The sequence below is a fragment of the Caenimonas soli genome (assembly GCF_013155545.1).
GTDB classification, from domain to species: domain Bacteria; phylum Pseudomonadota; class Gammaproteobacteria; order Burkholderiales; family Burkholderiaceae_C; genus Ramlibacter; species Ramlibacter soli.
In genome coordinates, this window is sequence record NZ_JABJVV010000002.1 from 297,112 (window position 1) to 321,887 (window position 24,776).

Sequence of the window (24,776 nt, forward strand, 5' to 3'; positions counted from 1 at the left end):
GCGCCACGGCATCAACCCCCGAGCCCGCCTGGTTGGGCACGATGAGACGTAGCCTGCCATCAGCACTTTGCGCATGCGCCGGCGACATCGCAACGCTGAGACTCAGGAAAGAAATGACGAGGACGGCTCGCCGGCCGAGAACGCAAAGAGCGCGCATTGATGTCTCCGGTGTAGTGGCTTGAATGCCGGAGACTTTAGGCGCCCCTCGCTTCTAGAGTGAAGTGCTCTTGCGTCAGAAGGGATATGTCCGAACGCGATATCCGTAGTGTTCAGCTGCGCAAGGATTCGATCATGGCGTCCACGGCCCGGAGCCGGCTCGATTTCTTCAGCGCGAAGACTCGCAGTTCCCTGTCTTTCCAGGGCTCGTCGAGCGGCCGACGGACGAATCGCTTGGTGCCCGCAAGGGCGCTCAGTGCGCTTCCCGTCATGATCGCGATGCCCAATCCGACCTCGACCATTCGACAGGCGGCCTCGTAGCTGCTCACTGCGACCACGGGCGTATAGGGAACCCTGAGTTTCTCGGCCTGCTCCTGCATGAAGCTGTCTCCGGCACCGCCGGTCTGGATGCGCACGATTGGGTACTTCACCACTTCCGAGAAGCGAAGGGCCCTTTGCTTCGCCAGCGGATGGTTCAGGGGCAAAACGACGATGAGCGGGTCGTCGGCGAAGTGCCACGACTCGATGGCAGGGAGCGGCGCGCCGGGCGCCATGCAAACGGCGACGTCGGCACGGTCATCCAGGCATGCGCGGATGCACTCCCCGGAACTGCGCTCCTGCAGCGCGATTTCAACATTCGGATGCTTCGCTCGAAACGCATGCAGCCGCTCAGGCAGGTATCCCACCACGGAGGACAGATTGGCAAACAGGCGGACAGTACCCGCGACCTCACCGCTCAGGGATTGCACCTCTCGCGCAAACGCTTGGATGTCTGCGTTGAGCTTGTCGCCGAGTGCGTAGGCTCGATGTCCAGCCTCCGTCAGGGTGACGCCGAGGGGAGAGCGGCTTAAAAGCTGTACGCCCAGGGCGTGCTCCAGATCGGCGATCCGTCGGCTGAGCGCCGATTGAGCGATATGTTCGGCCTCAGCGGCGCGCTTGATGGAGCCTTCCCGCGCGGCGGCGAGGAACAGCTGAAGACTGAGGGGATCAATGCGGGGCATATCTATAGCTCGGCTGAACGCATTGTCGCCCACGGCGGCACGAGGGCTGCTGTCAGCCGGCAGGTTCGTAAATCCGCCGTAGAGCGCGGTCATTGCGTACGATCACGCCACAGGGCTCGATTCGAATGGTTTCGTCGCGCTCCATCAGCTTCAGCTCCTCGTTCACCCTCTGGCGCGAGCAGCCGATCAAATGGGCCAGCTCCTCCTGTGGAAGACGCAAGGCGATCCGCACTTCACTGCCCCGTTCGCCAGCCGGCTTCCCGTAGCTGTGCGCGAGATGCGATAGCTGCTTGGCCAAGCGAGCTCGCAATGGCTTGGTAGTGAGGTCCTCCACCAACCTGTAGAGCTGCCGCATGCGCCCCGAGCTAAGGCGCAGGAGTGCGGCATAAAACTCGGTGTGGTCTGCCAGGATGGCGTGAACGTCCTCGCGCCGCACCGACAGCAGCGTCGTTGGGCCGTGTGCTGACGCATCGTAAGGTCGGCCCTTCAGGTCGAACATCTCGACCTCACCGAACCAGACACCCGGTTCGACGTAACGCAGCGTCGCTTGCCTTCCCTGGGGTGAGCTCGATCCGATCCGCACCGCCCCGCTCGCCACGGCATTCCAGTCGTCGGCGGGATCGCCGCGACAGTAGATGAAATCGCCGTCAGCGTAGTGACGCACGTTCGCGAGCCTCAGGATGTCGTGGCGAAGTGACGCCGAGAGCGACGCGAACCATGGATTGGCATCAATGGCTTCGCGCTCTTGGGTGCTGAGGATCAGCATGGCTCTGTCCGGACCCGACGCTGAGTGTCAGGCCGGCTGCAGCGCGCCTGCTTCCACACGCGCTGGGAGCTCGCCAAAGGCCGCGAGTTCGCCCGCGATCGCGCTGGCCGCGACCGTGGCGGGGCTCGCGAGCCAAACCTTTCCTGGGCCGCAGCGCCCGGGGAAGTTGCGGTTAATGGCGCTGACGGTAACTTCGTCGGCACGCTCCGACGTGCCCGGCCCGCCGTTGACGCAGGCGCCGCAGGAGGGCTGCAACATTTCCGCCCCCGCGCGCTCGAACACCGCAAGGTAACCCTTCTCGATGCAATAGTCGCGGACGTCCAAAGTGCCGAACTGGAGGTACAACTTAACTTGGGGGTGCACGCGCAGGCCGCGGTCTACGGCCCAGCAAAGCACTTGGTAGTAGGCATCGAAGTCCTCGCGCTTGCCGCCCGTGCACGAGCCTCCATAGGCGATGTCGATCTTCGGGCGGTCCTCGAGATCGGTCACCGGGACGCCATTGCCGGGATCGCCAGGGCGAGCCACCATCGGCGCGAGCGTCGAGCAGTCGATTCGGATGATGTCCGCGTACGTCGCGTCCGGGTCGCTGCGCATCCAGTCTTCCAGCTGAAAGTCGATGCCGCGGCGCTCGCGCAAGAAGCGAACGGTTTCCTCGTCGGGGGCAACGATGCCAGTGAAGCCGCCAAGCTCCGCCGTCATGTTGGTCAACGTAGCGCGCTCGTCCGTGGAAAGCTGCGCGATGGCCGGCCCGGTGAACTCGAACACCTTGCCGACTCCCGACCCCCCCCGAATCCGCGGATCGGCCAGCAGCAGCAGGACGACGTCTTTGGCGGCGACGCCCACCGGAAGTTGTCCGGAGAGCTCGATGCGCAGCGATGCAGGAACTGTGATGCGTACAGCGCCGGTGACCAGAGCGTTGGCCATCTCGGTGCTGCCGACGCCAAAGGCGATGCAACCGAGCGCCCCGCTGTGGGTGGTGTGCGAGTCGGTGCCCACCACGATCTGCCCGGGCAACGCATAGCGCTCGGACATCATCGGGTGCGAAATACCTTCGCTGCCGATGCCGTCCGCCAGCAGGCCGTGAGCTTTCAATCCATAGTCCTGGGCGAACTTTCGGTGCTCGCGAACCACGTTTTGAATTGCGGGAATCAAACCGGCACGGATGTGGGCAACACTGCGATGAATATAGGAAGTGTGATCCTCGAACAGGCGCACGCTCTGCGGGTCGTGCAGCTGAAGCGGCCGGCCGAACGCTGAGTGCAGTGAATGAGCGCACATGGGCGTGTAGTACTCGATAAGGAAGCGCCAATCCGCGCGCACGAAAGCGCCTTGGCCCTGTTGGAGACCCGGTTGACCGTCGCCGGTGACCAACAAGTGCCTGGCCAGGATCTTCTCCGCGAGCGTCCTGGGTCCACCAAGAGCATCAGGCGGCGAGGTACCGATCTGCGTCATCCGCGCGCGCCCGTACTGCAGCAGACCGCCGTGTTGCAGGATGGCCGCCGCCTGTGCGTCACGAGAGGAAACAAGCTCCTCGATGTCGATCGGCTCGCCGTTCTGAATGCGCTCGATCAGGCTGAAATCGGTGGACGTGAACAGGCCCAGGTTGTCCGCGTTCTGACGGTAGATTCGCTCGAAGCTTTCGGCAATCACCAGCCGGATTCCGGCGCTGCGCTCGGCCATCGGGCTGTGTTCCCGGGAGGATCCCTTGCCGTACCGCTTTCCAGCGACAGTGACAGAGAAGCCGGCGTTCTTCACCGCATCCATACCGATCGGCTGGCGGCCTCCGGAAATGAAACCCAAGTAGGGGTACCGGCCCAGGCGCTCGTCCCAGATCGTCCCCAACGTGGCGGGGGTGATCTCATCAGTGGAAATGTTGTCGCGAAGCGCGCCCGCGTCCACCAGAGGCAGGTCTTCGCCTTGGAGTTGCCGCTCGACTGCGTCGGGGTCATCGCTCAGGAAGAGCACACGCGGGTTAAGGTGGATGGTTGTCATGCATTGGGCCTTGATGTCAGCACTTTATGGGGGCCTGGGCGCCGGCGCGTAGTGCTGATGCGCATCGGGGGCTATCGCGGCTTGGCATACCAAAAAAGTCCGGGGGCCATCTACCATTTGCGGATGGAATACAAGACAACGGATCTATGCGACGCCTGCGACGAAGCGCAAGCCTGTGAGCTGCCCTTCATAGGATTCGGCAGGAAACGCGCATTCGCCGGCACCATCCGCACGGCGCGCTACTCGCAGGGCATCAATGTCCTGCGCGACCTGATCAACCAGCGGGGAGATGATCAGGTGCTCGTCATCGATGGCGCGGAAGCGGGATGGCGCGCGTTGTTCGGAGATATCATGGCCGGCTTGGCGGCACGCAACGGCTGGGCCGGCGTGGTCGTCAACGGGGCGATCCGGGATCGGGTCGAGATTGACGATATGGAAATCGGCGTCAAGGCGCTCGGAACGGTTCCGCGCCGCGCGATTATCGGCGGCAGGGGAGAAATGGATGTCCCGATCCACTTCGGCGGGATCACCTTCACTCCCGGTGCGCGTCTTGTCGCGGACGAGGACGGAATCATTGTTTTGCCTCCCGGCCTGACGGAATCGAGTATCCAGGTGGCGGATGCCATCGCGGCTACCGCCAAGTACGTCGCAGGTTAAAGGCTCTCGGCTGTCAGGATGCCGACACGTCCCCGAAGTTCCTCAAATGATGCCGACTCATCTGCAACTTCGCCAACCAGTTGCCTTCACATCAGACCGGGATCATCCACCATCGAGAGCACACGGCCTGGCAGGTTCAGAGTAGTCATCTCAGCGTTCCTTCGCTCGACCTTGTTCGCGCGAACACCACCTAATGCAGCTGTGACGGGAGCAGAGATGTCCAATGACGCCAAGGTTGATCGAGTGCGAACGGTTCCCATGAACGTTGGGACGTGGATCCGAAAATTGGATCTCATGACGTTGCGCTTGTTTGCTTCGATTACCGAAGAGCGAAATATCGGACGGGCTGCTGTCCGCGAATCAATCGCTCCTTCGGCCGTCACGAAGCGAATTCAGCAGTTGGAGGATACGCTCGGCTTCAGGCTGATGTACCGCGACCCGAAGGGAACCCGCCTGACAGCGGCAGGCGCAATAGTCGATTCACACGTGAAGCGCATCCTGGCCGCCATCGATGACCTCCACCATGAACTTGGCGATTTCGTCGTGGGTGTTCAGGGGCACGTGCGACTCTGGGCCAACGCGTCCGCGCTCGTTGAATACCTTGCCGAGGATCTGGGCACGTTTAGTCGCAACTTTCCGTCGGTGACGCTGGACATCGACGAGGGAAATTCAGCTGATGTCGAACACGCTGTGACGTCCGGTATTGCGGACGTTGGAATCTGTGCCCCGCCACTCGACCCCTCCCCCAAGCTCTCTATCCAGCCCTATCGCACGGACCGCCTCGTGGCGGTGGTTAGCGTGCTGCATCCTCTCGCCAATGCGGAGAAACTCACGTTTCTGGAACTGCTCGGAACCGATCTCATCGGCGGCGGCGCGAAGAGCGGCACGACGCGGCTCCTGGAAAGCGCGGCGGCACAGCTGAGTATTAAATACCAGCCCAAATATCGAGTCGCTTCCGGCGAAGCCGCACGCAGTCTCGTCCGCGCCGGCCTCGGCGTATCGATACAACCGTCGGGAATGGTCTGGCCCTATGAAGACGCGGAGCGGGTCCGCTCGGTTCCTATCGTGGACAAGTGGGCGGAGCGGGATCTGTGCATCCTCACACTGGCGGCGCGCCCCCACTCCGTCGCGCTGACGGCGCTGACCACGTTTCTCACCGACACCGGAAATTCTCGGTAGAGCGCGACCCGCGCGCACCCTCAACCGCCGAACTGCCAATGCGCAAGCTGGTGGCCTCCAATTTTGGAGCGGAAGCTTGCCAGCCGGTCACCGCCGAGCGATCCAAGGTAAACGGTGCGCAGGTCGGCTCCTCCGAAGGCGACACTGCACACGTTTCGAAGTCCGCGGCTCATCCCCATCTCGAATACGGATTTTTCGACACCGAACTTTTCGTAGTCGGCTTCGGCACGTGCATTGAGTTCAGGGTCCGAGTCGTCCAGCATGACCTGCTTCTCCCCGCCAGGCGAGATGCGGACCACGCGGTTGGAGATGACGCACGCGACCCAGGCGCCGCCAAGGGAGTCGAAAGCAAGCCCGTCCGGGAAGTCTCCGTCGCCGAATTCACAGACGCATTCCTTGGTACCCAGGGTCACGCGGCCCGATACCTCATGAATCTTGAACCGCACGAGCCCGCGCCCAACCGACTCGTTCACGTAGAGCCACTCGCCGCTAGGGTGAATGCGGCACTCGTTCGCGAACGCCAATTCATCGGCAACGACGCGTGCTCCCTGCTCGTCAACGACAGCAACGTAGCCGTCGGCTATGCGTCTGTCGAATGCCAGCTCCCTGGGCGTTTGACGGGTGCAGACGGTTATCCAGAGCCGGCCCTTGTGATCCAGCATGACGAAATTGGTGTTCCTCATGCTTTGTCGCTCCACTTCCATCAGGAATGGCGAGGCCCTGCGTGATGCGTCCAACTTCCAGACGCCTCCTTCTCCGCCCAGGTTGGCGATCAGAAACTCGCCGCCTTCCAGGAGCGCAAAGCCGTTAGGCACAAAGTCCTTCGGCGCGCCGACCATCGGGCGACGAGGGCAACCCAACTCGAGCACACCGGCTTCATGATCCGACACGAACACCCGGCCATTGCCCGTCACCAGGACACTTTCCGGTCGTGACAGGTGCTCGCCGTGAAAGTCCAGCTTGATAGGGTGTTTGAAAGGGTCTGCCATGTAATGACGAAGTCTAGCGTCGGTCGCGTCATGTGCGCTTCTCCTTTCGCGAAGGGCCAGTTGTTCAATGACCATCGTGACGGCATTTTGCGAAATTAGGATTTAACGGTTAGTGCCCTTCATCCCAACACAGATACTTCAGGAGACAAACTTGAATCATTCCAAGCCCCAGCCCGGCCGCCGTGCCGTGACGAAGACCATATCGATGGCACTGTGCAGCGCCATGTTCGCGATGGTTGCAGCGGACACCTGGGCGCAGACCGCCACATACCCCGACAAGCCGATCAAGTGGGTGGTCCCGGTCCCGGCGGGCGGCGGGATGGATGCCGTGACGCGGATCGTGTCCGCCGGGATGGCCACTGCGCTGAACCAACCGATCGTTGTGGACAACCGCGCGGGCGCCGCAGGTACCATCGGGACCGGTTACGTCGTCCAGGCCGCCCCGGATGGCTATACCCTCGGGACGGTTGATAACTCGCTCTTCGCGACCGCGCATCTGGTTTTCAGCAAGCTGGCCTTTGCCGGACCCAAAGACCTGAAACTCGTCGCCACGCTCGTGCGCATTCCGCTCGTACTGGCGGTGCCTGGCGACAGCCCAAGCAAGAATTTCCAGGATTTCATCCAGTCCTCGAAGGCCAACCCAGGAAAGATCAGCTACGGCTCACCCGGCCTCGGATCGCCTTTGCACGTGGGAATGGAACTGCTGCAGACGCGGACCGGCACGAAAATGCTGCACGTGCCCTATCGGGGAATGGGCAGCATTCTGACGGACCTGTCGACTGGAACAATCGGGGCCGCGTTGGTCGACTTCGGCTCCGCGAGATCCTTCGCCGAGTCCGGACGAATCAAGATCCTCGCAGTCGCCACGGAGAAGCGACTGTCGCAACTGCCTGCCGTACCCACGCTCGATGAACTCGAGGTCAAGAATGTCCCCATCTCCCTCTGGTTTGCTATTGCCGTTCCGGCAGGCACACCCGAGGCCGCGGTGACGCGACTGGCGCATGCCGCGCAGTTATCTCTTGAGTCGCCGGAAGCCAAGTCAAAATTCGAAACCATCGGAGCTCAGGTTTTTCTCAAGACCGGCTCCGAGCTGGCTGCGTTCAGTCGCGATCAGGTGGCCTTCTGGGAGAGCATCGTCAAGCCAATGGCGATCAAGCTGGACTGAGCACTTTGCAGGAACTCAAGCACCTTTAGCCGGCGAGCGCGCCGGCTAAAACGTTGCTCTTTATCATCTCTCCAGCGGAAGGCCTGCCTTGTCCGCGCCGATGGCTTGCTCATCGAAACGCGACTGAAGTTCGGCAAACGACAACAACTCGCCGCCGATCGCACTTGCCGCGACGGTGGGCGGACTGGCGAGCCAGATCTGACCCGGACCAGAGCGACCGGGGAAGTTGCGGTTCTGCGCGCTCACCGTGACCTGGTCGGGCCTCAGCGACGCTCCCGGTCCGGAGTTGGCACAGGCTCCGCAGTCGGGCAGAAGGACCGTTGCGCCGACCAGCTGAAACGTCTCCAAATAGCCTTTGGCCTCGCAGTAGTCGCGGACCGCCATCGTGCCGAACTGGAGGTAGAACTCAACGCCCTCTGCCACCCTCATGCCGCGGTCGGCTGCCCAAGACAAGACGGCATGATAGCCATCGAAGTCTTCCCGCTTCCCGCCTGTACATGACCCCGCAAAGGCAATATCGATTTTCGGCCGCTCGGGCAGGCTGGACAGTGGGACTCCGTTTCCGGGATCGCCCGGCGCAGCGACCATGGGGGACAGTACTGTCGTGTCGACAACGATGGTGTCCGAATAGCTCGCGCCCGGGTCACTCTTCATCCAAGGCTCGAGGGCAAAGTTGATCCCACGCCTTTCACGCAGGAACTCGCAGGTCTTGTCGTCGGGCTCGACAATCCCCGCGAACCCGCCGAGTTCTGCCACCATGTTCGTCAACGTCGTTCGCTCGTCGATCGACAAATGGCGCATGCTCGTGCCGGAGAACTCGAACACCTTTCCGAGCCCGAGTCCTCCTCGAATCTTGGGATGCGCGAGCAGGTTCAAGGCGAGGTCCTTGCCGGTGATGCCTGCCGGCACCTCGCCATTGAACTCAATGCGCAGCGTCTCGGGCACCGTGATGCGCACTGCGCCTGTCAGCATGGCGCTGGCCATGTCGGTGGTGCCCACTCCGAAGGCCAGACAGCCAAGCGCTCCCGAATGAGGCGTGTGGGAATCAGTTCCCACCAATACTTGGCCAGGTAGCGCATATCGCTCTGCCATCATGGGATGGCAGATGCCCTCGGATCCGCCGGGGCCCGGCAGGTAGCCGTGTGAGCGAATGCCATACTCCTTCAGGAATTCTTCGTGGACTTCGTGCATGACTCTCATGCCCACCGGAGGTTTACCGGGATGAACGTATTTGGGATGCCGGCTGATATACGAAGCGTGCTCGGCAAATCCGATGATGGAGGGGACGTCAACGAGCTTCAACGGCCGACCAAAGGCGGCATGCATCATGTGAGCCGCCATTCCGGTATAGACCTCAATGATGTAACGCCAGTCCGCGCGGACGAACGCGCCATGTCCTGGAATCAACTCGCCACTGGTGTGATTGGTCTCAACCACGTTCCGCGCCAGTATCTTTTGCGTGAGCGTCAAAGGTCGGTGATCGTCCTTTAACACGTGGCTGCGTCGCACCGATTTCAAGTGCTCGCGCCCATAGAGGAGCAGCCCGCCCATGCGCAAGATGGAGGCCGCCAACTTGTCCCGCGGCGCAAGCAGTTCTTCGACCTCGATTCGCTCGCCACGCTGAATGCGCTCAATCAGACCAAAATCCGTTGAGGTATAGAGGCCGACGTTGTCAGCGTTCTGGCGGTAGATGCGCTCGAAGCTTTCGGCGATAACCAAGCGAATGCCCGCATATCGCTCGGCCACTGGACTATGCTCACGCGAGGAGCCTTTGCCATACCGTCGACCACCAACGGTGACTGAAAATTTTCCCGCGAGCGCGGCATCCTTGATGATGGGTCGGGCGTCTCCGGCGCTAAAACCTGTGTAGACGTGCCGCCCCAACTGCTCATCGACGTGGATCAAAGATGGTCCCGGGGTTATCTCGTCCGTCGAGATGTCATTGCGCAGTTGCCCCGCATCGCTGAGGTTTAAATTCGTGCCGGACAACTGGGCTCGCACCTTTTCTGCGTCATTGCAAAGAAAGAGAATGCGGCCGGGAAGTTCGAGGTGGGTCATGGGTATCTCTCCATATCTTGCGAGTCTAGGTTTCGTCGCGAGGATGAAGAGCTTCCCGTTGCGCAGCCTCCCGTTCTCCAAATACGAAGTGGCCCCGTCTGGTACGCCGCAGGTCGCAGGTCAGCCCTGATCGGAGCTGCTTGTGGAAGGTGAAGTTTCGCGCGGGCCGCAAGGATCTCGGACAGCGCTTCTGCTTAGTCCTGGTGCCGATGTGCATCAACCTAGTTGTCGGGTTGGGTGCAGATCGCCAGAGCGCCGAGTCTTCCGCCGCCGCAGATGACCAGCTGGCCAAATTGGTGCCCGCGGCTTGCCGCTGACGTCCGTCAGCGACCGCCGTGCGTGCTTTCGCGAATTCATGTATGATGCGCATCATGCGAAAGACAAAGCACAACGCCAGAACGGCTGCCAAGGAAGCCTCACACGAACGCATCGTGTCCGTAGCTGCGCGGGCGATCCGTCGTAGCGGCTACGACGGTACCGGCGTAGCCGACATCATGAAGGAGGCCGGCCTGACCCATGGCGCCTTTTACGCCCATTTCACTTCACGCGAGGCCATGTTGGCAGAAGCGGCGAGCCGGGCGTGCGCTGAGGCAGCCGCCGCAGCGGCGGGCGTTGTTGCCAGCGTGCGCCCCGAGCAGGCATTGGCATCCATGCTTGGCGCCTATCTCTCGCGGGAGCACCTAGAGCAGGTCGAGATGGGATGCCCTCTGGCCGCGCTGGGCTCGGAGACGCCGCGCCAGGCGCCCGAAGTACGCCGAACGACCACCCGGCACATCAAGGAAATGATTGACCTTGTTGCCCGTCAGTTGCCTGACTGGGGGCAGCCCGGTGCCCACGAACGAGCGCTCGTGACCGTCGCCACAATGGTGGGCACCTTGCTGCTGGCTCGTGCAGTCGACGAGCCCGCACTGTCGAATAGCCTGTGCGAGGCCGCATTGAAGCACCTGGTCCCCGCCTGAACCCACCAAGACACGCTGCCCCTTTCGCTCGCTCGTACATATGATGCGCATCATACTAGATCACCAGGAATAGGAGAAAACATGAAAGCCTTTGTTCTCAAGCGGTATGGAAAGAAGCGCGCGTTGGAGTTGGCAGAGATGCCGACTCCGGAACTGCGCGACGACGAGGTCCTGGTCGAGGTCCATGCCGCCGGCGTGAACCAGCTGGACTCCAAGTTACGGGATGGAGAGTTCAAGCTCATCCTGCCCTATCGCCTGCCCCTCATCCTGGGTCACGACGTAGCTGGTGTGGTGGTCAAGGTCGGCCCGCGCGTGCGGCAGTTCAAGCCGGGCGATGAGGTCTATGCGCGGCCGGATGATTTTCGGATCGGCACATTCGCTGAATTTGTCCCCGTCAAGGAAGCGTCCCTGGCCATCAAGCCCAAGGGTCTCACGATGGAGGAAGCCGCTTCCATTCCCCTGGTTGCCTTGACGGCTTGGCAGGCACTGGTCGAGAAGGCCAACCTGAAAAAGGGACAGAAGGTCTTCATTCAGGCGGGCTCCGGCGGCGTGGGCACCTTTGCTATTCAGCTGGCCAAGCAGCTGGGCGCCACTGTTGCCACGACGACCAGTACGGCCAATATCGCGCTAGTGAAGAGCCTGGGCGCGGACGTCGTCATCGACTACAAGACGCAGGATTTCGAGGATGTCTTGCGCGCGTACGACGTCGTGCTGAACAGCCAGGACGGCAAGACGCTCGAAAAGTCCCTGCGCGTGCTCAAGCCCGGCGGCAAGCTCATCTCCATCTCCGGGCCCCCTGATCCTGCATTCGGCAAGGAAATCGGGGCACCCTGGTTCGTGAAACTGGTCGTGCGGATGCTGAGCTCAGGAGTCAGGCGAAGGGCAAAGAGCCGCGGGGTCGGCTTCTCGTTCCTTTTCATGAAGGCGAGCGGGAGCCAGCTGCGCGAGATCACCCGTCTCTTCGACGCCGGCGTCATCCGCCCCGTCATGGACCGTGTCTTCCCGTTCGATCAAACCAACGAGGCGCTGGCCTATGTCGAAGCAGGCCGCGCCAAGGGCAAGGTCGTCATCAAGATCAGATAGCAGCTATCCGCTGCACCCCCAGAGTTCCCTTCTCAGGCTTCCTGATTCTTCCAATTTCCGCAATTAACCAAAGAACCCCATGCTCTTCCAATCGCTCATCACACCCTCCATTCAACTTGCCAACCGCGCCGTCATGGCGCCCATGACGCGCAGCCGCGCCGACGATGCCAACACACCCAGCGCGCTGATCGCCGAGTACTACGGCCAGCGCGCAACGGCCGGCCTGATCATCACCGAGGGGACCTCGCCGTCGCCCAACGGCCTGGGCTACGCGCGCATCCCCGGGCTCTTCAATGATGCACAGGTGCGCGGATGGAAGGTGGTCACCGATGCGGTCCACGCTAAGGGTGGCAAGATCTTCGTGCAACTCATGCATACCGGCCGCGTGACCCACGTGGCCAACCTGCCGGCGGGCGCGCAGGTGATTGGGCCGACGTCCACTGCCTGTCCCGGCGAAATGCACACCGATGCACAGGGCATGCAGCCGCATAGCATCCCTCGCGCGATGACCGCTCCCGACATCGCCCACGCCGTCCAGGAGTACGCCCACTCGGCGCAGCTCGCCATTGAAGCGGGATTCGACGGCGTGGAGCTGCATGCCGCGAACGGCTATTTGATCGAACAGTTCCTGAACGCCAATGTGAACCAGCGTACCGGCGCTTACGGCGGCAGTATCAAGGGCCGCAATCGATTCGCGCTTGAGGTCGCCCGCGCCACGGCAGCCGCCATCGGTGCCCATCGCGTCGGTATCCGGCTGTCGCCCTACGGCGTGTTCAACAGCACCGGCGCATTCCCCGAGGTCGAGGCGCAGTACCTGGCACTCACCCAGGAACTCTCGCAGCTGGGCTTGCTATACCTCCACCTGCTGGATCACTCGGCAATGGGTGCGCCGCCGGTGCCTGCCGATTTGAAGGCACGGCTTCGCGCTGCATTCCAGGGCTTGTTCATTCTTGCCGGCGGCTTCGATCGTACCGAAGCGGAAGGTGCGCTCAAGACAGGCCAGGCAGATCTCATCGCCTTCGCCCGTCCCTTCCTTGCCAATCCCGACCTGGTGGAGCGCATGCGGGCCGAAGCGGAACTGAATGCCATAGATATGGCGACGTTCTACACACCAGGCTCAAAGGGCTACACCGACTATCCGACCCTTGCGCGACGATCCGCTGTGCCGGCATGAACGTCGCACACATTTAAACCATTCACATCCTGGAGATTGATGCAATGCGTTATCAACTAAAAGTAGGCGTCCTGGCTTTCGCCCTGGCCGCGCCGTTCATTTCACCGGCGGCAGGGGCAAGCGAGGGATCAAACGGCACCAAGGCCAGTCAGCCGTCATCGGCACAGGCGAAGGAGTTATCCTGGACCAACGTGCCGACGAAAACCATCGCCGCGCAAGGCGTCGACTTCGCATACCGCGAGCTCGGGACGCGAAACGGCGGGGTACCCTTGGTGCTTCTAAACCACCTGGCAGCCGTGCTGGACAACTGGGACCCTCGCGTTGTGGACGGTATGGCGGCGAAGCACCATGTGATCGTCTTCGACAACCGAGGCGTTGGCGCGTCCAGCGGCTCGCCGAAAAATTTGATGGAACAGATGGCAGACGATGCCGTCATTTTCATCAAGGCGATGGGGTTCAAGCAAGTTGACCTCCTCGGCTTTTCGATGGGCGGAATGATCGCCCAGGAAATTGTGCTGAAGGAGCCGCAACTCGTCCGCAAGATGATTCTCGCGGGTACAGGTCCCGCTGGTGGCGAGGGCATCAGCACGGTGGCTCGCGTCGCAAATTACGACCTGCTTCGAGGCTTGATGACAGGCCAGGATCCAAAGCAATTCCTGTTCTTCACTCGCACCCCCAATGGCATCGAGGCTGGCAAGGCCTTTCTGGCGCGGTTGAAGGAACGCTCGGAAGACCGCGACAAGGACATCTCTGCGAGCGCGTACGTGGCGCAGCTACAGGCGCTGGGCGCCTGGGGTCAGAAGAAGCCTGCCGACCTTTCGGTGGTCAAGCATCCCGTGCTCGTTGTCAATGGTGACCATGACCGGATGGTCCCAACGACAGACTCGCGCGACTTGGCCCGACGGCTTCCGAACAGCACGCTCATCATCTATCCCGACGCCGGTCACGGCGGAGTGTTTCAGTTTCATGCCGACTTTGTGCCCAAGGCCCTGGAATTCCTTGCTCGATAGAGCATGGCATATACCCGCGAGAAAGATCCCAACATGACCGATACACACCTCACCGCCCCGACTCGCGTCGTGGAAATCGATGGCGATAGATTCGCGTATCGCCGCTGGGGCAACAGCAGCACAGGACAGCCGCCACTGTTCTTTCTCCAACATTTCCGTGGAGGCATGGATCACTGGGACCCGCTCATGACCGATGGCCTGGCCGCAGGGCGTGAGGTCATTCTCTACAACGGGCGCGGAATTGCATCCTCTTCTGGCAAACCGCGCACTCGGATCGAACACATGGCCGATGACGCAGCCGCGGTCATACGAAAACTCGGACTAGAAAAAGTCGATGTCCTGGGTTTCTCCCTCGGTGGTTTTCAGGCCCAGGATTTGACACGACGCCATCCTGATCTCGTGCGCAAGCTCATGCTGCTCGGGACGGGGCCTCGTGGCGGGAATCCGGATTCAGATCCCGGTGTGCTGGAGGCGGCTCCGCGCCCGGTCCCGACTGTGGATGATTTCTTGTTTCTATTCTTCGGTCGATCCGAGGCCGCGAGAAGCGCCGGGCGCGACTTCTGGAACCGCCGTCACCAGCGCGTGGATCAAGACCCGCCCAGTTCGCCAGCGGTGATCCAGGCTCAGATCGAGGCAAACATGTACTACTTGCCCAAACTCGATCCCAAAGAACCGTTCGCTCACCTGCGCGAAATCAAGCAGCCGACCTTCATCCTAAATGGCGTGGACGACGTGATGATTCCGACCATCAATTCCTGGCACATGGCCCAGAACATTCCGAACGCGCAGCTATTTATCTATCCCGACGCCGGTCACGCAGCTCAGTTCCAGTACCCCGAGCGCTTCTTGAAGCATGCCATCCAGTTTCTGAACGAGTAGCGCACTTACATCATGTTCAAGTTCAAATTCTTGCTATGGGCCCTGACGAAACTGTTGCAGAGGGCCGTCAAAAATGAGCCCGGGTGCGCCAAGTATGTGAAGGGCAAGGAGCTGGTCTTCCAGATTCAAACGATGGACGGGATTGGCCGGCATTTCCGCGTCAAGGATGGCGCGGTGAGTTCGTCCGCAGGACTCACCCAAGCGCCAAAGTTCACCATGACCTTCACGGATGCCGCCAAGGGCTTTGCGATTCTGTCCGCCAAAGACGGCAAGGAAGCCTTTCTCGCGGCACTTCACGACGAGGACCTGGTGATCAGTGGCGACTTTGTCGAAGTGATGTGGTTTCAGGGATTAACGGAATACTTGCAGCCCGGTAAGAAGCCTGCGCACTAGACGGCACGGTCCGGTAGGCTGACCCGATCGCGAGCGCGATGCGCACACGAGACACGGAGTAATCAATGACCAATTCCGACAAGCATCTTCACCCTGGAGCGGGTATGTCCTATGCAAACACTGCGAACCTGTCAATCAATGTCGGTGGGACTGCCTTTGCCTACCGCGACCTGGGGCCTCGTAGTGGAGTGCCACTGATTCTTCTCAACCATTGGGGTGCGGTACTGGACAACTTTGATCCACGGATCGTCGATGGCCTTGCCAGCAGGCGCCGGGTCATCGCCACTGACTACCGGGGGATTGGCGCGTCAGGCGGGACAGCACCTGTGACCGTCGATGAAATGGCGCGGGATGCGATCGCCCTGATTCGCGCGCTGGGCTTCGAGAAGGTTGACCTCCTCGGCTTTTCCCTCGGAGGATTCGTGGCGCAGGACATCGCACTGAAAGCACCAGACTTGGTGCGCAAGCTCATCTTGGCCGGCACGGGTCCGGCCGGCGGCAAAGACATCGACAAGGTATGGTCAGTTTCCTGGCCATTGATGATCAAAGGCTTGCTAACGCTGCGAGATCCGAAGTTCTACCTGTTCTTCACATCTACAGTCCATGGTCGCCAAGCCGCGAAGGCCTTTTTGAAAAGACTGAAAGAGCGCAAAGCAGATCGGGACAAGGAACCTACGCCCGGCGCCTTCTTGCGGCAGTTGAAGGCGATCCATGCATGGGGCCGACAGGCCCCCCAGGACCTCGGCAGCATCCGAATCCCGGTGCTGATCGCCAATGGTGACAACGACATCATGGTGCCCACCGTGAACACTACTGAAATGGCACGTCGCATCCCGAATTCGCAACTGATCATTTACGAAGACGCCGGGCATGGCGGGATTTTCCAGAACCATGCCGATTTCGTGCCAAAGGCCCTGTCCTTCCTCGATGCCTGACACCGTGGCTACAGCGTGGGTCAAATCCCCAATACGCCGTGTCGGGTCTGGAAGGCCGCAAGGCGGTGTTCCCACGGCGCTATACGCCAGCGAAATCGCCTGGCCATGGTCAACCTGGTGCCGGCGCAAAGATCTTCATAGCTTCAGCGCGCACCAAATCCATCAATATCAGGCTGGCTGTGGTCGGCGTTCGATCCTTCAGGTGCACCATGCCGAAGTCAGTTGCAAGAGACGTTTGCTCGCCAAGCGCGTCTAGTTCATGCACGTGCAATCTTCGGATCGTGCCTGCCGCCACTTCAGTTTGCACAGCGCCATCGGTAGCCAGCCACCAAGACGACGTCCGAAGCAAGAACGAGTTCGCGCAAAGGAAGCCGCTGAAACAGCCCATCTCCCAGATTTTGTAGTACTTGCGCGCAGTCTCCTCGAGGATGCTGGCGGGAACATTCGCGCCAATTTGAAGGCCATGACCTCGATGGGCCCGACGTCCGACTCGATCTTCTCGATCAAGGCCACGACCTCATCTTCCTCCCGCGCATCGCTGCGGAAGGCGTACGCCTGACCGCCCGCCATGCGGATGGCATCCACCAGCGGCCGCAGCTTCTCCGTCGACCGGCGTGTGACGCAGGCGATGAAGCCCTCCTTCGCAAAGCGGCGCGCGACGGCGCCTCCGGTGGAATCGCCCGCGCCGACGACCAGCGCCACTTTTGGATCTGCAGGACTCACGGTGCACCCCTTTTAAATGAACGATCGTCTTCCACGGAGCTAAGTCTCGAATTGTACCGTTTGGTCCAAGAAGAACTAGAGAATAGTAGAGACTGCCCTCGGGTTTACACCAGTACGTGACTAGACTACTTGGTCTACTATGACGTTGTGACGCCGTGGTCTGCCCGGCGATTTGAATGCACCGCGTCTTCCAGGATCACTCATGCAACATCTCCAAAGTTTTACCCAGCGATTGTTCGCAGCCCACGGCGCCTGGCGAGACTCGCGCGCATGAACCAGTTCCTTCAGCTCGTCGTGCAAGGGATCGCGGTGGGGGCCGTCTACAGTTTGGTCGCGTTGGGGCTGGTGCTGTCCTACAAGGCAACCGAGGTGCTGAACTTTGCCCACGGGGACATGCTCATGTTTTCGGCCTTCCTCGGCTGGTGGTTCATTGGCCCCAACGGCATGAACTTCTGGCCCGCCATCGCGCTCGTCATTTGCATCGTCGCCCTTCTGGGTTACACGTTGGAAGCGGGTCTGATGCGTCGTATTGCCGGGCGCCCGCAGTACGCGGGTGTCATGCTGACCATCGGCATCGGCTTCATGATCAGGGGCGCAACCAGCCTGTGGCTGAGTCCGGAGTCTCGCTCATTCGATACACCGTGGACGGGCAAGAGTGTGAACCTGGCCGGCACCGTCGTCGGTGAGCTGCACGTCGTGATCCTCGCCAGTGCGATCTGCATTACCGCTGCCCTCTACGCTTTCCTGCGATTCAGCAGAGCCGGCATCGCTATCCAGGCAGCCGCACAGAATCAGCTTGCGGCCTACTTGGCCGGCGTGCGGGTCAAGCGCATGAGTTCCATCGTATGGGCCATTGCGGCAGCCATCGCCGCCATATGCGGCATGTTGCTCGCCCCCATCACCTACGTCGACCTCGGACTTTGGCTAGTCGTCCTCAAGGCCTTTGCTGCGCTGGTGCTGGGAGGCTTCGGAAGCATTCCCGGCGCCATCCTCGGCGGCATCCTCATTGGCCTTATCGAACAACTGTCCGGCCTGTACCTCCCCGACGGCCTGAAGTCTGTCATGCCCTACCTGGTCTTGATCGGGGTTCTCGTCATCTACCCCCGAGGCATCCTTGGCGAAAGCCACGGGCGACGCGTATGAGCATGAATCGCTATGTCCTCGACTATGCGCAGGACCGGCGCTTGTTTGGCACTTCGGCCCAACGGCTTGCAAACGCGGCGGTGCTGATGGCGGTCTGCGTTGCGCCATTCATCGTTCCCGCCTACTTCGCAGGCGAGATCACGTTCATCTTCATCATGGGGATCGCGAGCGTGGGGCTGATGATTCTCACGGGCTTCACGGGCCAGGTTTCACTGGGCCACAGTGCCTTTGTCGCGATCGGCGCCTACGTCCACACGATTCTTTTCACACACGGTTTGCCTTGGCCGAGCTCGTTGATCGCGGGTGCCGTCGTCTCGGCGGCAATGGGACTGCTCATCGGACTCCCCGCAATCCGGGTATCAGGCCTTCACCTGACGATGGTCACACTCGCCTTCGCGATCATTACCGAGCACACGCTGGGACAATGGACGTCGTTGACGGGGGGCAACGGCGGGCTGGCTGTGCCGGAGCCGGCAATATTGGGCATCAGCCTCGGAGGAACCAAGGCCTTCTACTTCTCCTGCCTGGCGATCCTGCTGCTGGTCCTGCTGCTAGCCGCAAATCTGATGCGTTCACCGCTTGGGCGCGCGTGGATCGGAGTGCGCGATTCGAGCGCCGCCGCCCAGGGGCTGGGGATCCACCTCGCGACCTACAAGGTGTCTGCGTTCGTTACATCCGCCGCCGTCTGCGGCCTCGCCGGAGGGTTGCTGGCGCATCAGATCCAATTCATCACGCCGGAGGCCTTCGGCCTCTCCTTGTCCCTCCAGCTGATGATGATGGTGTTCATTGGCGGCATGGGGAGCCTTCGCGGAGCGCTCCTGGGTGCCATCCTGATTGGCATTCTTCCCACTGCCGTCTCCCTGGCAAAGGGCTTGATGCCGGCCTCTTTCCAGACCCGCGTCGGACACGAACTCTTCATCTATGGCGCGGTACTAACCGTGTTCGTCCTGGCCGAACCCAACGGCCTCAACGGCAGGCTGACAGCGCTCCTGCAATACGTCGCGAGATTCCCGTTGGTGCAGCGAGGGAACCGGCGGCGCACGAAGACCTACATGCGATCGGAGCGACTGCGATGACCGGCGTGATGCTTTCGGCGCGTGGTCTTGCCCTGTCGTTCGGCGGTGTCCATGCGGTTCGCGACGTGAGCTTTGACGTTCGCGTGGGCGAGATTCTTGCGCTCATCGGTCCCAATGGCGCAGGCAAAACCTCCGTGTTTAACCTGCTCAGTCGAGTGTTCAACCCAAGTGCCGGCCAAGTCGATCTGCAGGGGACTCCCCTGCTGAAGGTGGAGCGGCACAACGTTATCCGCCATGGTCTTGCTAGAACCTTCCAGAACATCGAGCTCTTTGAAGGCGCAAGCGTGCTGGACAATCTGATGCTGGGTTGTCACAGCATTTCGAAGGTAGGGCTGATTTCCCAGCTCCTTCAGACGCGCTCATTGCGCGCCGTCGAACTCGCGAGCCGGGAGCGCGTGGAAGAAGTCATCGAGTTCCTGGGTCTCGCGAAGTGGCGGCGCAGCCAAGTGAGTGGCCTGCCGTACGGCGTCCGGAAGAATATCGAACTGGGGCGTGCGCTCGTGACCCGGCCAAAACTGCTGCTTCTCGATGAGCCCGCCTCTGGGTTGAACGTGGATGAAACGGAACGCCTGGGGACCTGGATACGGGAGATTCGCGACCGGCTTGGCGTCACCGTGGTGATGGTGGAACACGACATGTCGCTCGTCAGCCGCATCGCCGATTCCGTCATCGCCATGGACCAGGGGAGCGTGCTGGTGAGGGGCTCTGCCCAAGAGGTGCAGACAAACCCCGAGGTCGTCGCTTCGTACATGGGAGCACCACAGTGAAAAGCGGCCAGTCGATCATCCTCCGCGTGCGCGGCCTGCAGACCTGGTATGGCCATGTCAAAGCCCTGCGCGATGTGGACCTCAGTGTCGAACGCGGTCAGATTGCCTGCGTGCTGGGCGCCAACGGTGCAGGCAAGTCCACGCTCTTGAACACCATTGCCGGCGTTGTCGATCCGCGCGCTGGAACCATTGACTTCGAGGGCCGGGAAATACAGTGCCTGGCTCCAGATACGGTCTCGCGGTCTGGCGTCGTCCTGGTTCCCGAAGGACGTCAGCTGTTCTCGTTCCTTTCTGTAGAAGAGAACCTCCGCATGGGTGCATTCGCCCGCGGGTCCGACAAGTCCGTCCAGGACGATCTTGATCGGGTCTATGACTGGTTCCCCCGATTGCTGGAGCGGCGCGGCCAGCAGGCTGGGCTGATGTCTGGCGGAGAGCAGCAAATGGTGGCGATCGGGCGTGGCTACATGTCCCGCCCGAAGCTGCTTTTGCTGGACGAGCCATCGCTGGGCCTGTCGCCTCGCTTCACCAAAGAGATCTTTGCCATCGTGAAGCGAATCAGGGACGAAACGCGCACAGCCATCCTCGTTGTGGAACAAAACGCAGCCATCGCCATCGCCGCCTCCGACCACGTGTTCGTGCTGGAGCTTGGTCGTGTCGTCGCATCCGGCAGCGCCGCCGAGATGCGGGCGCGTGACGATATTCAGACGTTCTACCTCGGGGCGAGCGCGCCTGCGCACGCGACCGCCGCCGAACCTCATCAAGCACCGCAAGCACATTGGTATTGAAGCCGCAGCCAGAGCACACACCCTTCACAACCTGGAGACTCACATGACGATTCACCGACGTACCCTTCTCTCTGGCGCAGCCGCGGCTGTCGTTCCGGCATTCCTTCCGCTGTCCTCGAGGGCCGCAGGAGTTTCCGATAACGAAATCGTCCTGGGAACCCACCTCGACCTTTCGGGGCCAGTAGCAGTCGCCGCGCCGCCGATGCGCAATGGCATTCAGATGCGCATCGACGAGGCCAACGAGAAGGGCGGCATCAATGGGCGAAAAATCAAATTGATCATTGAGGACAATGCCAGCCAACCAGCCCAGGCAGTGCGCGCGGTCGACAAACTGCTCAAACGAGACGGCGTGTTCGCACTGGTGGCGCCTTTCGGCACCGCGCCGAATGTCGCAACTCTCAAGCGCGTTGTTTCATCGGATGTAATTTGCTTCGCCCCGTTCGGAGCGACGACGATGTTTCGTGACGCGGTAGGCGACGACGAGCGACTGTTCACGATCTATCCGAATTACGACACCTCCAGCTATGCCGGCCTGAAGTGGGCGCTCAGCAATCTTCACCCAAAGAAAATAGGTTTTATCTATCTCGAGGGTCAGTTCGGTGACGTCGCGCTCAAGGGCGTGAAGCAAGCGTTGGGTGAGCGCGGCATGGCCTTGACCGTGCAGTCCGGATATAAGGGCGGCGACATCGATTTCTCGTCACATGTCAGCCGCATGCGGGCCGCAGGTGTGGATCTCATCTTCGGCGCCACAGCGCCGCGCGAAACGGCAGCCGTCGCGAGCGAACTGAAGAAGATCGGTTGGACCGACGTCAAATTCATGTCGGCAACGCCGGGAAGGACGCAGATTGTCACGGCGTTGGCGAAGGCAGATGCGGAAGGCATTTACGGCATTGGCTCATCGCCGATCATCCCGACTGCGCAGGCGCAAGGCGCGTTTCGTGCCTGGGTGGAGAGCTACAAGCGACGCTTTGGGATTGAAGCGGATGACGCAGCGTCTCAATTCTATGGGTATGCCGACTGGTTCATGACCGCGCTGGCAGCCACCGGGCGCGATGTGACCGCTGCAAACGTCGTCAGTGCGCTTCGGAAATCGAACTACAAAGGCTTCGGCTCGTACGAGGCTCAGCATTTTTCGCGCAAGAATCACGCGACACCGGAGTGGGTGCAGATCGAGAAAGTGCAAAACGGAGTCTGGACCAAGACCTCTCCCCTCATCAATCCGGCGCTCACGTCTTGACCGGCTTGGCCTTCAGATGAACACCGAACTGGCCGCCGAGACGCTACCCAGCCGCTGGCTCGATCTCGTGGACTCTCACCGGGATAAACCCGCCTTCCGCAGGAAGTCGCGCGGCGTCTGGCGCACTCTGACTTGGCATCAATGGCACGCACAGGTCTGCGAAGTCGTGCAAAAGTGGCAGAAGTTGGGTGTCGGTCGTGGCGCTTCCGTGCTCGTTGCGATGGACAATCGCTTCGAGTGGCCCATCGTCGACATGGCGGCTCAGGTGATGGGCGTCGCCGTAGTTGGGCTCCATCCGTCGTCTGCTGTGGAAGAGGCGCGATCTGCGTTCGTTCAGAGCGCCGCGACATTGGCCGTCTTTCAAAGCACGACGAACCTGCAACGCCTCTATCCGGCCGGCCTGCCGCCGTCAGTCATCTCAATGGTGGTGGAGCCACAAACAGATCGTGGACAACCCATTAACGGCGTCTTGCTCAACCTCGATCTCGGCTTGGCCGGATGCGCCGCCGAACCAGACGCACGAGCCGTAGTGACGAGACTCATCCTTGAGCTGAATGGAATTGACGTGGCAGCGAAAGAATGGGACGCCACGTCGCACGAGCTGCGATCTTGTTCCCAGGCTGGTCTTACTCGCCAGGCAACTTCGAGTTCGAGCCATGACGGGAAATGGACCTTTACCGTCGTCTCGTCGGCTCGACTGGCTGAGCGAATCCGACAGTGGCGCACTCTCGCTGCAGGCGGCACGGTCCACTTCCCCGAAGGTCCCGAGACGATTTCCAATGACCTGAGAGAAGTCATGCCGGACGCCGTTTGCGCACCCAGCGAGTTCTGGGAGGCGCAGCGGCGAGAAGTCATGAGCGGAATTCTCGACGCGCCTCGTCTGGCTCAAAAGCTTTTCGAGTTCGCCCGCGGCTCACTAAGTCCAGGACCGCTCAGGCGTTTGCTTTTGCACAACGTGAGGAGTCACCTGGGCATTACCAGAGGCAAGGTGGTATTGGACGGCCTTAGCCCGGTTACGCCGGAGCTGCTGGCTTGGTACCGGTCGATTGGCGCGGCCATGAGCGCAGTTCCGCTTCGGCCGGAGATCAGGGAGGCCGCGCCATGCGCGCTGCGCGCGCCAGACGCGCCCGCCTGAGCCTAGACGAATTAGTCGCATTCGAATTGGCAGAAGTTTCTAGGAGGTGTTAGACTATTCCGACCACTTTATCTTCATTGCTTATTCAGGAATTCGGGAGACCCATGCACAGCTCGCCACGCCGTCCGGCCCTGTCTCACAAGCAACGCCTGATCAAGCAGGGCATGAAGCAGTTCTATGCCCACGGCTTTCACGGTACCAGCGTCGATACGGTGCTGGAGGCTGCAGCCGCGCCTAAGGGTTCGTTCTATCACCACTTCGGATCCAAGGATGCGTTCGCCATGGCCGTGGTGCGGGAATACCACGAGGCACACGTCGCCCGTCTTGGCCGATGGGCACAGGAGGGCCGGCTCGACGCATCGGAGCGGCTCTGCGGCTACCTGAAAGAGCTCACCTCGGCCTTCGAACACCTTGGCTGTAAGCACGGGTGCCTGATCGGCAAGTTTTCCCTCGAGCTCGCGCCGGCATCAGAAGGCTTTGGCGCCTTGCTCAGTTCAATGCTGGTCGGTTGGAAGGCATCCATCGAACAAATCATCGCCGATGGCCAGACGAACCGGCTGTTCCGGGACGATCTGCCCTCGTCCAATCTGGCCGACCTTGTTCTCTCCGGCATACAAGGTTCGGTCTTGCTGGGTCTGGCGCACCGCGATAGCGCGGCGTTGCGAAACCTGGAGGTCACGATTCCGGCATTGCTCGCGCGGCCCGTTGCTCGATAAATGCCTTGACTGCCGCCCGGTGGTCGTCCGTGAGTGATGCCTGAATGAGGCGGCTCGCTTCGTTGTCCAGGCACGTCAAGAAATCCAGGCGCAGCGCGTCGGCAAGGTTGTCCTTCATGAGTCCGAAGGCGGCCGCCGGCCCATGGGCCAGTTTGCGGGCCCATTGGAATGATTCCGCCCTAAGTCGCGCATCCGGCGTGACACGATTGACGAGTCCGATCGCTTCACATCGGGCCGCGTCGATCCGCTCGGATCCAAAGAGCAGTTCGCGTGCGAAACTGGTCCCCACAAGCCGCGTCAGCAGCCAGGTGATGCCGTAGTCGCCGCTCAGGCCGATCTGTGCATAAGCAGTGCTGATGAAGGCAGACTGGGCAGCAATCCGCAGATCACAGGCCAGCGCGATGGACAGCCCGGCACCCACTGCCGGGCCTGGAAGTGCCGCGATGGTGGGTTTCCGCAATGCGACGAGCGCCCCTGTCAGCCTGCGCTGCTTGTCCTGGAGATCGGCGATGCGGTCCTCCACGGACCGCTCCGACTTACTCCCCGCGGCGCCCATGCCCTTGACGTCGCCGCCCGCGCAGAATGCGTCCCCACTGCCCGTGATCAGCAGCGCCCCAACTTCCGGGTCATCTCCGCACGACGCGATCATCGCCCGCAGCGCCGGCGTCAGTTGATCCGACAGGGCATTCCGCGCTTCGGGTCGGTTCATCGTGATGATCGCCACCCGGTCGCGGATCTCGCACAACAACTCCGTGGACCCCGTATCCACCATTCGCGTCTGCGTCACAGGAAACTCCT

General features: G+C 61.3%; 24 protein-coding genes and 1 pseudogene. 17 read left to right on the forward strand and 8 right to left on the reverse strand.

Annotated features, from left to right (window positions below; genetic code table 11):
* Window positions 1–269 precede the first annotated feature (269 nt).
* From HNE04_RS04800 to HNE04_RS04810, 3 genes are read right to left on the reverse strand one after another with little or no spacing between them, the layout of a single operon-like run.
* On the reverse strand, window positions 270–1,250 hold the full coding sequence (locus HNE04_RS04800; RefSeq protein ID WP_456237038.1) for a LysR family transcriptional regulator: 981 nt from the start codon (window positions 1,248–1,250) through the stop codon (window positions 270–272).
* Window positions 1,210–1,923: a Crp/Fnr family transcriptional regulator gene (locus HNE04_RS04805; RefSeq protein WP_172217249.1), complete on the reverse strand. Its 714-nt coding sequence runs from the start codon at window positions 1,921–1,923 to the stop codon at window positions 1,210–1,212. The genes HNE04_RS04800 and HNE04_RS04805 overlap by 41 nt, the downstream gene beginning before the upstream one ends.
* A gap of 27 nt (window positions 1,924–1,950) precedes the next feature.
* On the reverse strand, window positions 1,951–3,915 hold the full coding sequence (locus HNE04_RS04810) for an aconitase family protein (protein WP_172217250.1): 1,965 nt from the start codon (window positions 3,913–3,915) through the stop codon (window positions 1,951–1,953).
* 123 nt (window positions 3,916–4,038) lie between these two features.
* Between HNE04_RS04810 and rraA the strand changes: the two genes are divergently transcribed.
* The gene (gene rraA / locus HNE04_RS04815; RefSeq protein ID WP_172217251.1) at window positions 4,039–4,572 is read left to right on the forward strand and encodes a ribonuclease E activity regulator RraA; all 534 of its coding nucleotides are present in this window, start codon (window positions 4,039–4,041) and stop codon (window positions 4,570–4,572) included.
* Between the two features lie 294 nt (window positions 4,573–4,866).
* Window positions 4,867–5,751 (forward strand): LysR family transcriptional regulator, encoded by an 885-nt coding sequence (locus HNE04_RS04820; protein WP_172217252.1) that lies wholly within the window; start codon window positions 4,867–4,869, stop codon window positions 5,749–5,751.
* Between the two features lie 20 nt (window positions 5,752–5,771).
* On the opposite strand, the gene HNE04_RS04825 is transcribed toward HNE04_RS04820, so the two are convergent.
* Entirely contained in the window at window positions 5,772–6,815 is a 1,044-nt protein-coding gene (locus HNE04_RS04825; protein WP_172217253.1) for an SMP-30/gluconolactonase/LRE family protein, read from the reverse strand.
* A 76-nt stretch (window positions 6,816–6,891) separates the two neighbouring features.
* Between HNE04_RS04825 and HNE04_RS04830 the strand changes: the two genes are divergently transcribed.
* Window positions 6,892–7,905, forward strand: coding sequence for a Bug family tripartite tricarboxylate transporter substrate binding protein (locus tag HNE04_RS04830; RefSeq protein WP_172217254.1), 1,014 nt, complete (start codon window positions 6,892–6,894; stop codon window positions 7,903–7,905).
* A 63-nt stretch (window positions 7,906–7,968) separates the two neighbouring features.
* Here HNE04_RS04830 and HNE04_RS04835 read toward each other — a convergent pair whose 3' ends face one another.
* Window positions 7,969–9,963, reverse strand: a complete 1,995-nt coding sequence (locus HNE04_RS04835) for an aconitase family protein (RefSeq protein WP_172217255.1) — start codon at window positions 9,961–9,963, stop codon at window positions 7,969–7,971.
* 359 nt (window positions 9,964–10,322) lie between these two features.
* Here HNE04_RS04835 and HNE04_RS04840 point away from each other — a divergent pair, with 359 nt between their 5' ends.
* The 7 genes from HNE04_RS04840 to HNE04_RS04870 all read left to right on the forward strand — a co-directional run bounded on the left by HNE04_RS04840 (window position 10,323) and on the right by HNE04_RS04870 (window position 16,396).
* Window positions 10,323–10,922 carry a TetR/AcrR family transcriptional regulator gene (locus tag HNE04_RS04840; protein WP_172217257.1) on the forward strand — a complete coding sequence of 200 codons (600 nt, stop codon included), beginning with the start codon at window positions 10,323–10,325 and terminating at the stop codon, window positions 10,920–10,922.
* 81 nt (window positions 10,923–11,003) lie between these two features.
* A complete protein-coding gene (locus tag HNE04_RS04845) occupies window positions 11,004–12,005 on the forward strand; it encodes an NADP-dependent oxidoreductase (RefSeq protein WP_172217259.1) in 1,002 nt (333 codons plus the stop codon).
* A 79-nt stretch (window positions 12,006–12,084) separates the two neighbouring features.
* A complete protein-coding gene (locus HNE04_RS04850; RefSeq protein ID WP_172217261.1) occupies window positions 12,085–13,179 on the forward strand; it encodes an alkene reductase in 1,095 nt (364 codons plus the stop codon).
* A gap of 44 nt (window positions 13,180–13,223) precedes the next feature.
* On the forward strand, window positions 13,224–14,189 hold the full coding sequence (locus HNE04_RS04855; RefSeq protein WP_172217262.1) for an alpha/beta fold hydrolase: 966 nt from the start codon (window positions 13,224–13,226) through the stop codon (window positions 14,187–14,189).
* Between the two features lie 33 nt (window positions 14,190–14,222).
* Window positions 14,223–15,068 carry an alpha/beta fold hydrolase gene (locus tag HNE04_RS04860; RefSeq protein WP_172217263.1) on the forward strand — a complete coding sequence of 282 codons (846 nt, stop codon included), beginning with the start codon at window positions 14,223–14,225 and terminating at the stop codon, window positions 15,066–15,068.
* A gap of 12 nt (window positions 15,069–15,080) precedes the next feature.
* Window positions 15,081–15,461 (forward strand): helicase, encoded by a 381-nt coding sequence (locus HNE04_RS04865; RefSeq protein WP_172217264.1) that lies wholly within the window; start codon window positions 15,081–15,083, stop codon window positions 15,459–15,461.
* 65 nt (window positions 15,462–15,526) lie between these two features.
* Window positions 15,527–16,396, forward strand: coding sequence for an alpha/beta fold hydrolase (locus HNE04_RS04870; RefSeq protein WP_172217265.1), 870 nt, complete (start codon window positions 15,527–15,529; stop codon window positions 16,394–16,396).
* Window positions 16,397–16,505: 109 nt separating this feature from the next.
* On the opposite strand, the gene HNE04_RS27940 is transcribed toward HNE04_RS04870, so the two are convergent.
* Together HNE04_RS27940 and HNE04_RS27945 are read right to left on the reverse strand one after the other, a co-directional pair.
* Window positions 16,506–16,661 (reverse strand): hypothetical protein, encoded by a 156-nt coding sequence (locus HNE04_RS27940; RefSeq protein ID WP_235964808.1) that lies wholly within the window; start codon window positions 16,659–16,661, stop codon window positions 16,506–16,508.
* Between the two features lie 99 nt (window positions 16,662–16,760).
* A pseudogene (locus HNE04_RS27945) lies at window positions 16,761–17,119 on the reverse strand (SDR family NAD(P)-dependent oxidoreductase); the annotation flags it as partial.
* A 270-nt stretch (window positions 17,120–17,389) separates the two neighbouring features.
* Between HNE04_RS27945 and HNE04_RS04880 the strand changes: the two are divergent.
* The 7 genes from HNE04_RS04880 to HNE04_RS04910 all read left to right on the forward strand — a co-directional run bounded on the left by HNE04_RS04880 (window position 17,390) and on the right by HNE04_RS04910 (window position 23,978).
* Window positions 17,390–18,262, forward strand: coding sequence for a branched-chain amino acid ABC transporter permease (locus HNE04_RS04880; RefSeq protein ID WP_172217266.1), 873 nt, complete (start codon window positions 17,390–17,392; stop codon window positions 18,260–18,262).
* Window positions 18,263–18,264: 2 nt separating this feature from the next.
* Window positions 18,265–19,338, forward strand: coding sequence for a branched-chain amino acid ABC transporter permease (locus tag HNE04_RS04885; protein WP_172217267.1), 1,074 nt, complete (start codon window positions 18,265–18,267; stop codon window positions 19,336–19,338).
* Entirely contained in the window at window positions 19,335–20,105 is a 771-nt protein-coding gene (locus tag HNE04_RS04890) for an ABC transporter ATP-binding protein (protein WP_172217268.1), read from the forward strand. Before HNE04_RS04885 ends, HNE04_RS04890 begins: the two co-directional genes overlap by 4 nt.
* Window positions 20,102–20,890, forward strand: a complete 789-nt coding sequence (locus tag HNE04_RS04895) for an ABC transporter ATP-binding protein (protein ID WP_172217269.1) — start codon at window positions 20,102–20,104, stop codon at window positions 20,888–20,890. The genes HNE04_RS04890 and HNE04_RS04895 overlap by 4 nt, the downstream gene beginning before the upstream one ends.
* Window positions 20,891–20,933: 43 nt before the next feature.
* Entirely contained in the window at window positions 20,934–22,127 is a 1,194-nt protein-coding gene (locus tag HNE04_RS04900; RefSeq protein WP_172217271.1) for an ABC transporter substrate-binding protein, read from the forward strand.
* Window positions 22,128–22,143: 16 nt separating this feature from the next.
* Complete coding sequence (locus HNE04_RS04905; protein WP_172217273.1) at window positions 22,144–23,262, forward strand: AMP-binding protein; 1,119 nt, start codon at window positions 22,144–22,146, stop codon at window positions 23,260–23,262.
* 104 nt (window positions 23,263–23,366) lie between these two features.
* A complete protein-coding gene (locus tag HNE04_RS04910) occupies window positions 23,367–23,978 on the forward strand; it encodes a TetR/AcrR family transcriptional regulator (protein WP_172217275.1) in 612 nt (203 codons plus the stop codon).
* Here HNE04_RS04910 and HNE04_RS04915 read toward each other — a convergent pair.
* The gene (locus HNE04_RS04915) at window positions 23,938–24,765 is read right to left on the reverse strand and encodes an enoyl-CoA hydratase (protein WP_207717443.1); all 828 of its coding nucleotides are present in this window, start codon (window positions 24,763–24,765) and stop codon (window positions 23,938–23,940) included. The two genes, HNE04_RS04910 and HNE04_RS04915, sit on opposite strands and share 41 nt — an antisense overlap.
* Window positions 24,766–24,776: the final 11 nt, after the last annotated feature.

What these genes read in the sequence shown, in the direction of transcription:
- HNE04_RS04900 (WP_172217271.1), top strand. Translation starts at nt 20,934, where the DNA reads ATGACGATTCACCGACGTACCCTTCTCTCTGGCGCAGCCGCGGCTGTC.
- HNE04_RS04910 (WP_172217275.1), top strand. Translation starts at nt 23,367, where the DNA reads ATGCACAGCTCGCCACGCCGTCCGGCCCTGTCTCACAAGCAACGCCTG.
- HNE04_RS04885 (WP_172217267.1), top strand. Translation starts at nt 18,265, where the DNA reads ATGAATCGCTATGTCCTCGACTATGCGCAGGACCGGCGCTTGTTTGGC.
- HNE04_RS04865 (WP_172217264.1), top strand. Translation starts at nt 15,081, where the DNA reads ATGTTCAAGTTCAAATTCTTGCTATGGGCCCTGACGAAACTGTTGCAG.
- HNE04_RS04905 (WP_172217273.1), top strand. Translation starts at nt 22,144, where the DNA reads ATGAACACCGAACTGGCCGCCGAGACGCTACCCAGCCGCTGGCTCGAT.
- HNE04_RS04835 (WP_172217255.1), bottom strand. Translation starts at nt 9,963, where the DNA reads ATGACCCACCTCGAACTTCCCGGCCGCATTCTCTTTCTTTGCAATGAC.
- HNE04_RS04840 (WP_172217257.1), top strand. Translation starts at nt 10,323, where the DNA reads ATGATGCGCATCATGCGAAAGACAAAGCACAACGCCAGAACGGCTGCC.
- HNE04_RS04855 (WP_172217262.1), top strand. Translation starts at nt 13,224, where the DNA reads ATGCGTTATCAACTAAAAGTAGGCGTCCTGGCTTTCGCCCTGGCCGCG.
- rraA (WP_172217251.1), top strand. Translation starts at nt 4,039, where the DNA reads ATGGAATACAAGACAACGGATCTATGCGACGCCTGCGACGAAGCGCAA.
- HNE04_RS04805 (WP_172217249.1), bottom strand. Translation starts at nt 1,923, where the DNA reads ATGCTGATCCTCAGCACCCAAGAGCGCGAAGCCATTGATGCCAATCCA.
- HNE04_RS04860 (WP_172217263.1), top strand. Translation starts at nt 14,223, where the DNA reads ATGACCGATACACACCTCACCGCCCCGACTCGCGTCGTGGAAATCGAT.
- HNE04_RS04890 (WP_172217268.1), top strand. Translation starts at nt 19,335, where the DNA reads ATGACCGGCGTGATGCTTTCGGCGCGTGGTCTTGCCCTGTCGTTCGGC.
- HNE04_RS04800 (WP_456237038.1), bottom strand. Translation starts at nt 1,250, where the DNA reads ATGACCGCGCTCTACGGCGGATTTACGAACCTGCCGGCTGACAGCAGC.
- HNE04_RS04810 (WP_172217250.1), bottom strand. Translation starts at nt 3,915, where the DNA reads ATGACAACCATCCACCTTAACCCGCGTGTGCTCTTCCTGAGCGATGAC.
- HNE04_RS04845 (WP_172217259.1), top strand. Translation starts at nt 11,004, where the DNA reads ATGAAAGCCTTTGTTCTCAAGCGGTATGGAAAGAAGCGCGCGTTGGAG.
- HNE04_RS04880 (WP_172217266.1), top strand. Translation starts at nt 17,390, where the DNA reads ATGAACCAGTTCCTTCAGCTCGTCGTGCAAGGGATCGCGGTGGGGGCC.
- HNE04_RS04820 (WP_172217252.1), top strand. Translation starts at nt 4,867, where the DNA reads ATGACGTTGCGCTTGTTTGCTTCGATTACCGAAGAGCGAAATATCGGA.
- HNE04_RS04825 (WP_172217253.1), bottom strand. Translation starts at nt 6,815, where the DNA reads ATGGTCATTGAACAACTGGCCCTTCGCGAAAGGAGAAGCGCACATGAC.
- HNE04_RS04870 (WP_172217265.1), top strand. Translation starts at nt 15,527, where the DNA reads ATGACCAATTCCGACAAGCATCTTCACCCTGGAGCGGGTATGTCCTAT.
- HNE04_RS04850 (WP_172217261.1), top strand. Translation starts at nt 12,085, where the DNA reads ATGCTCTTCCAATCGCTCATCACACCCTCCATTCAACTTGCCAACCGC.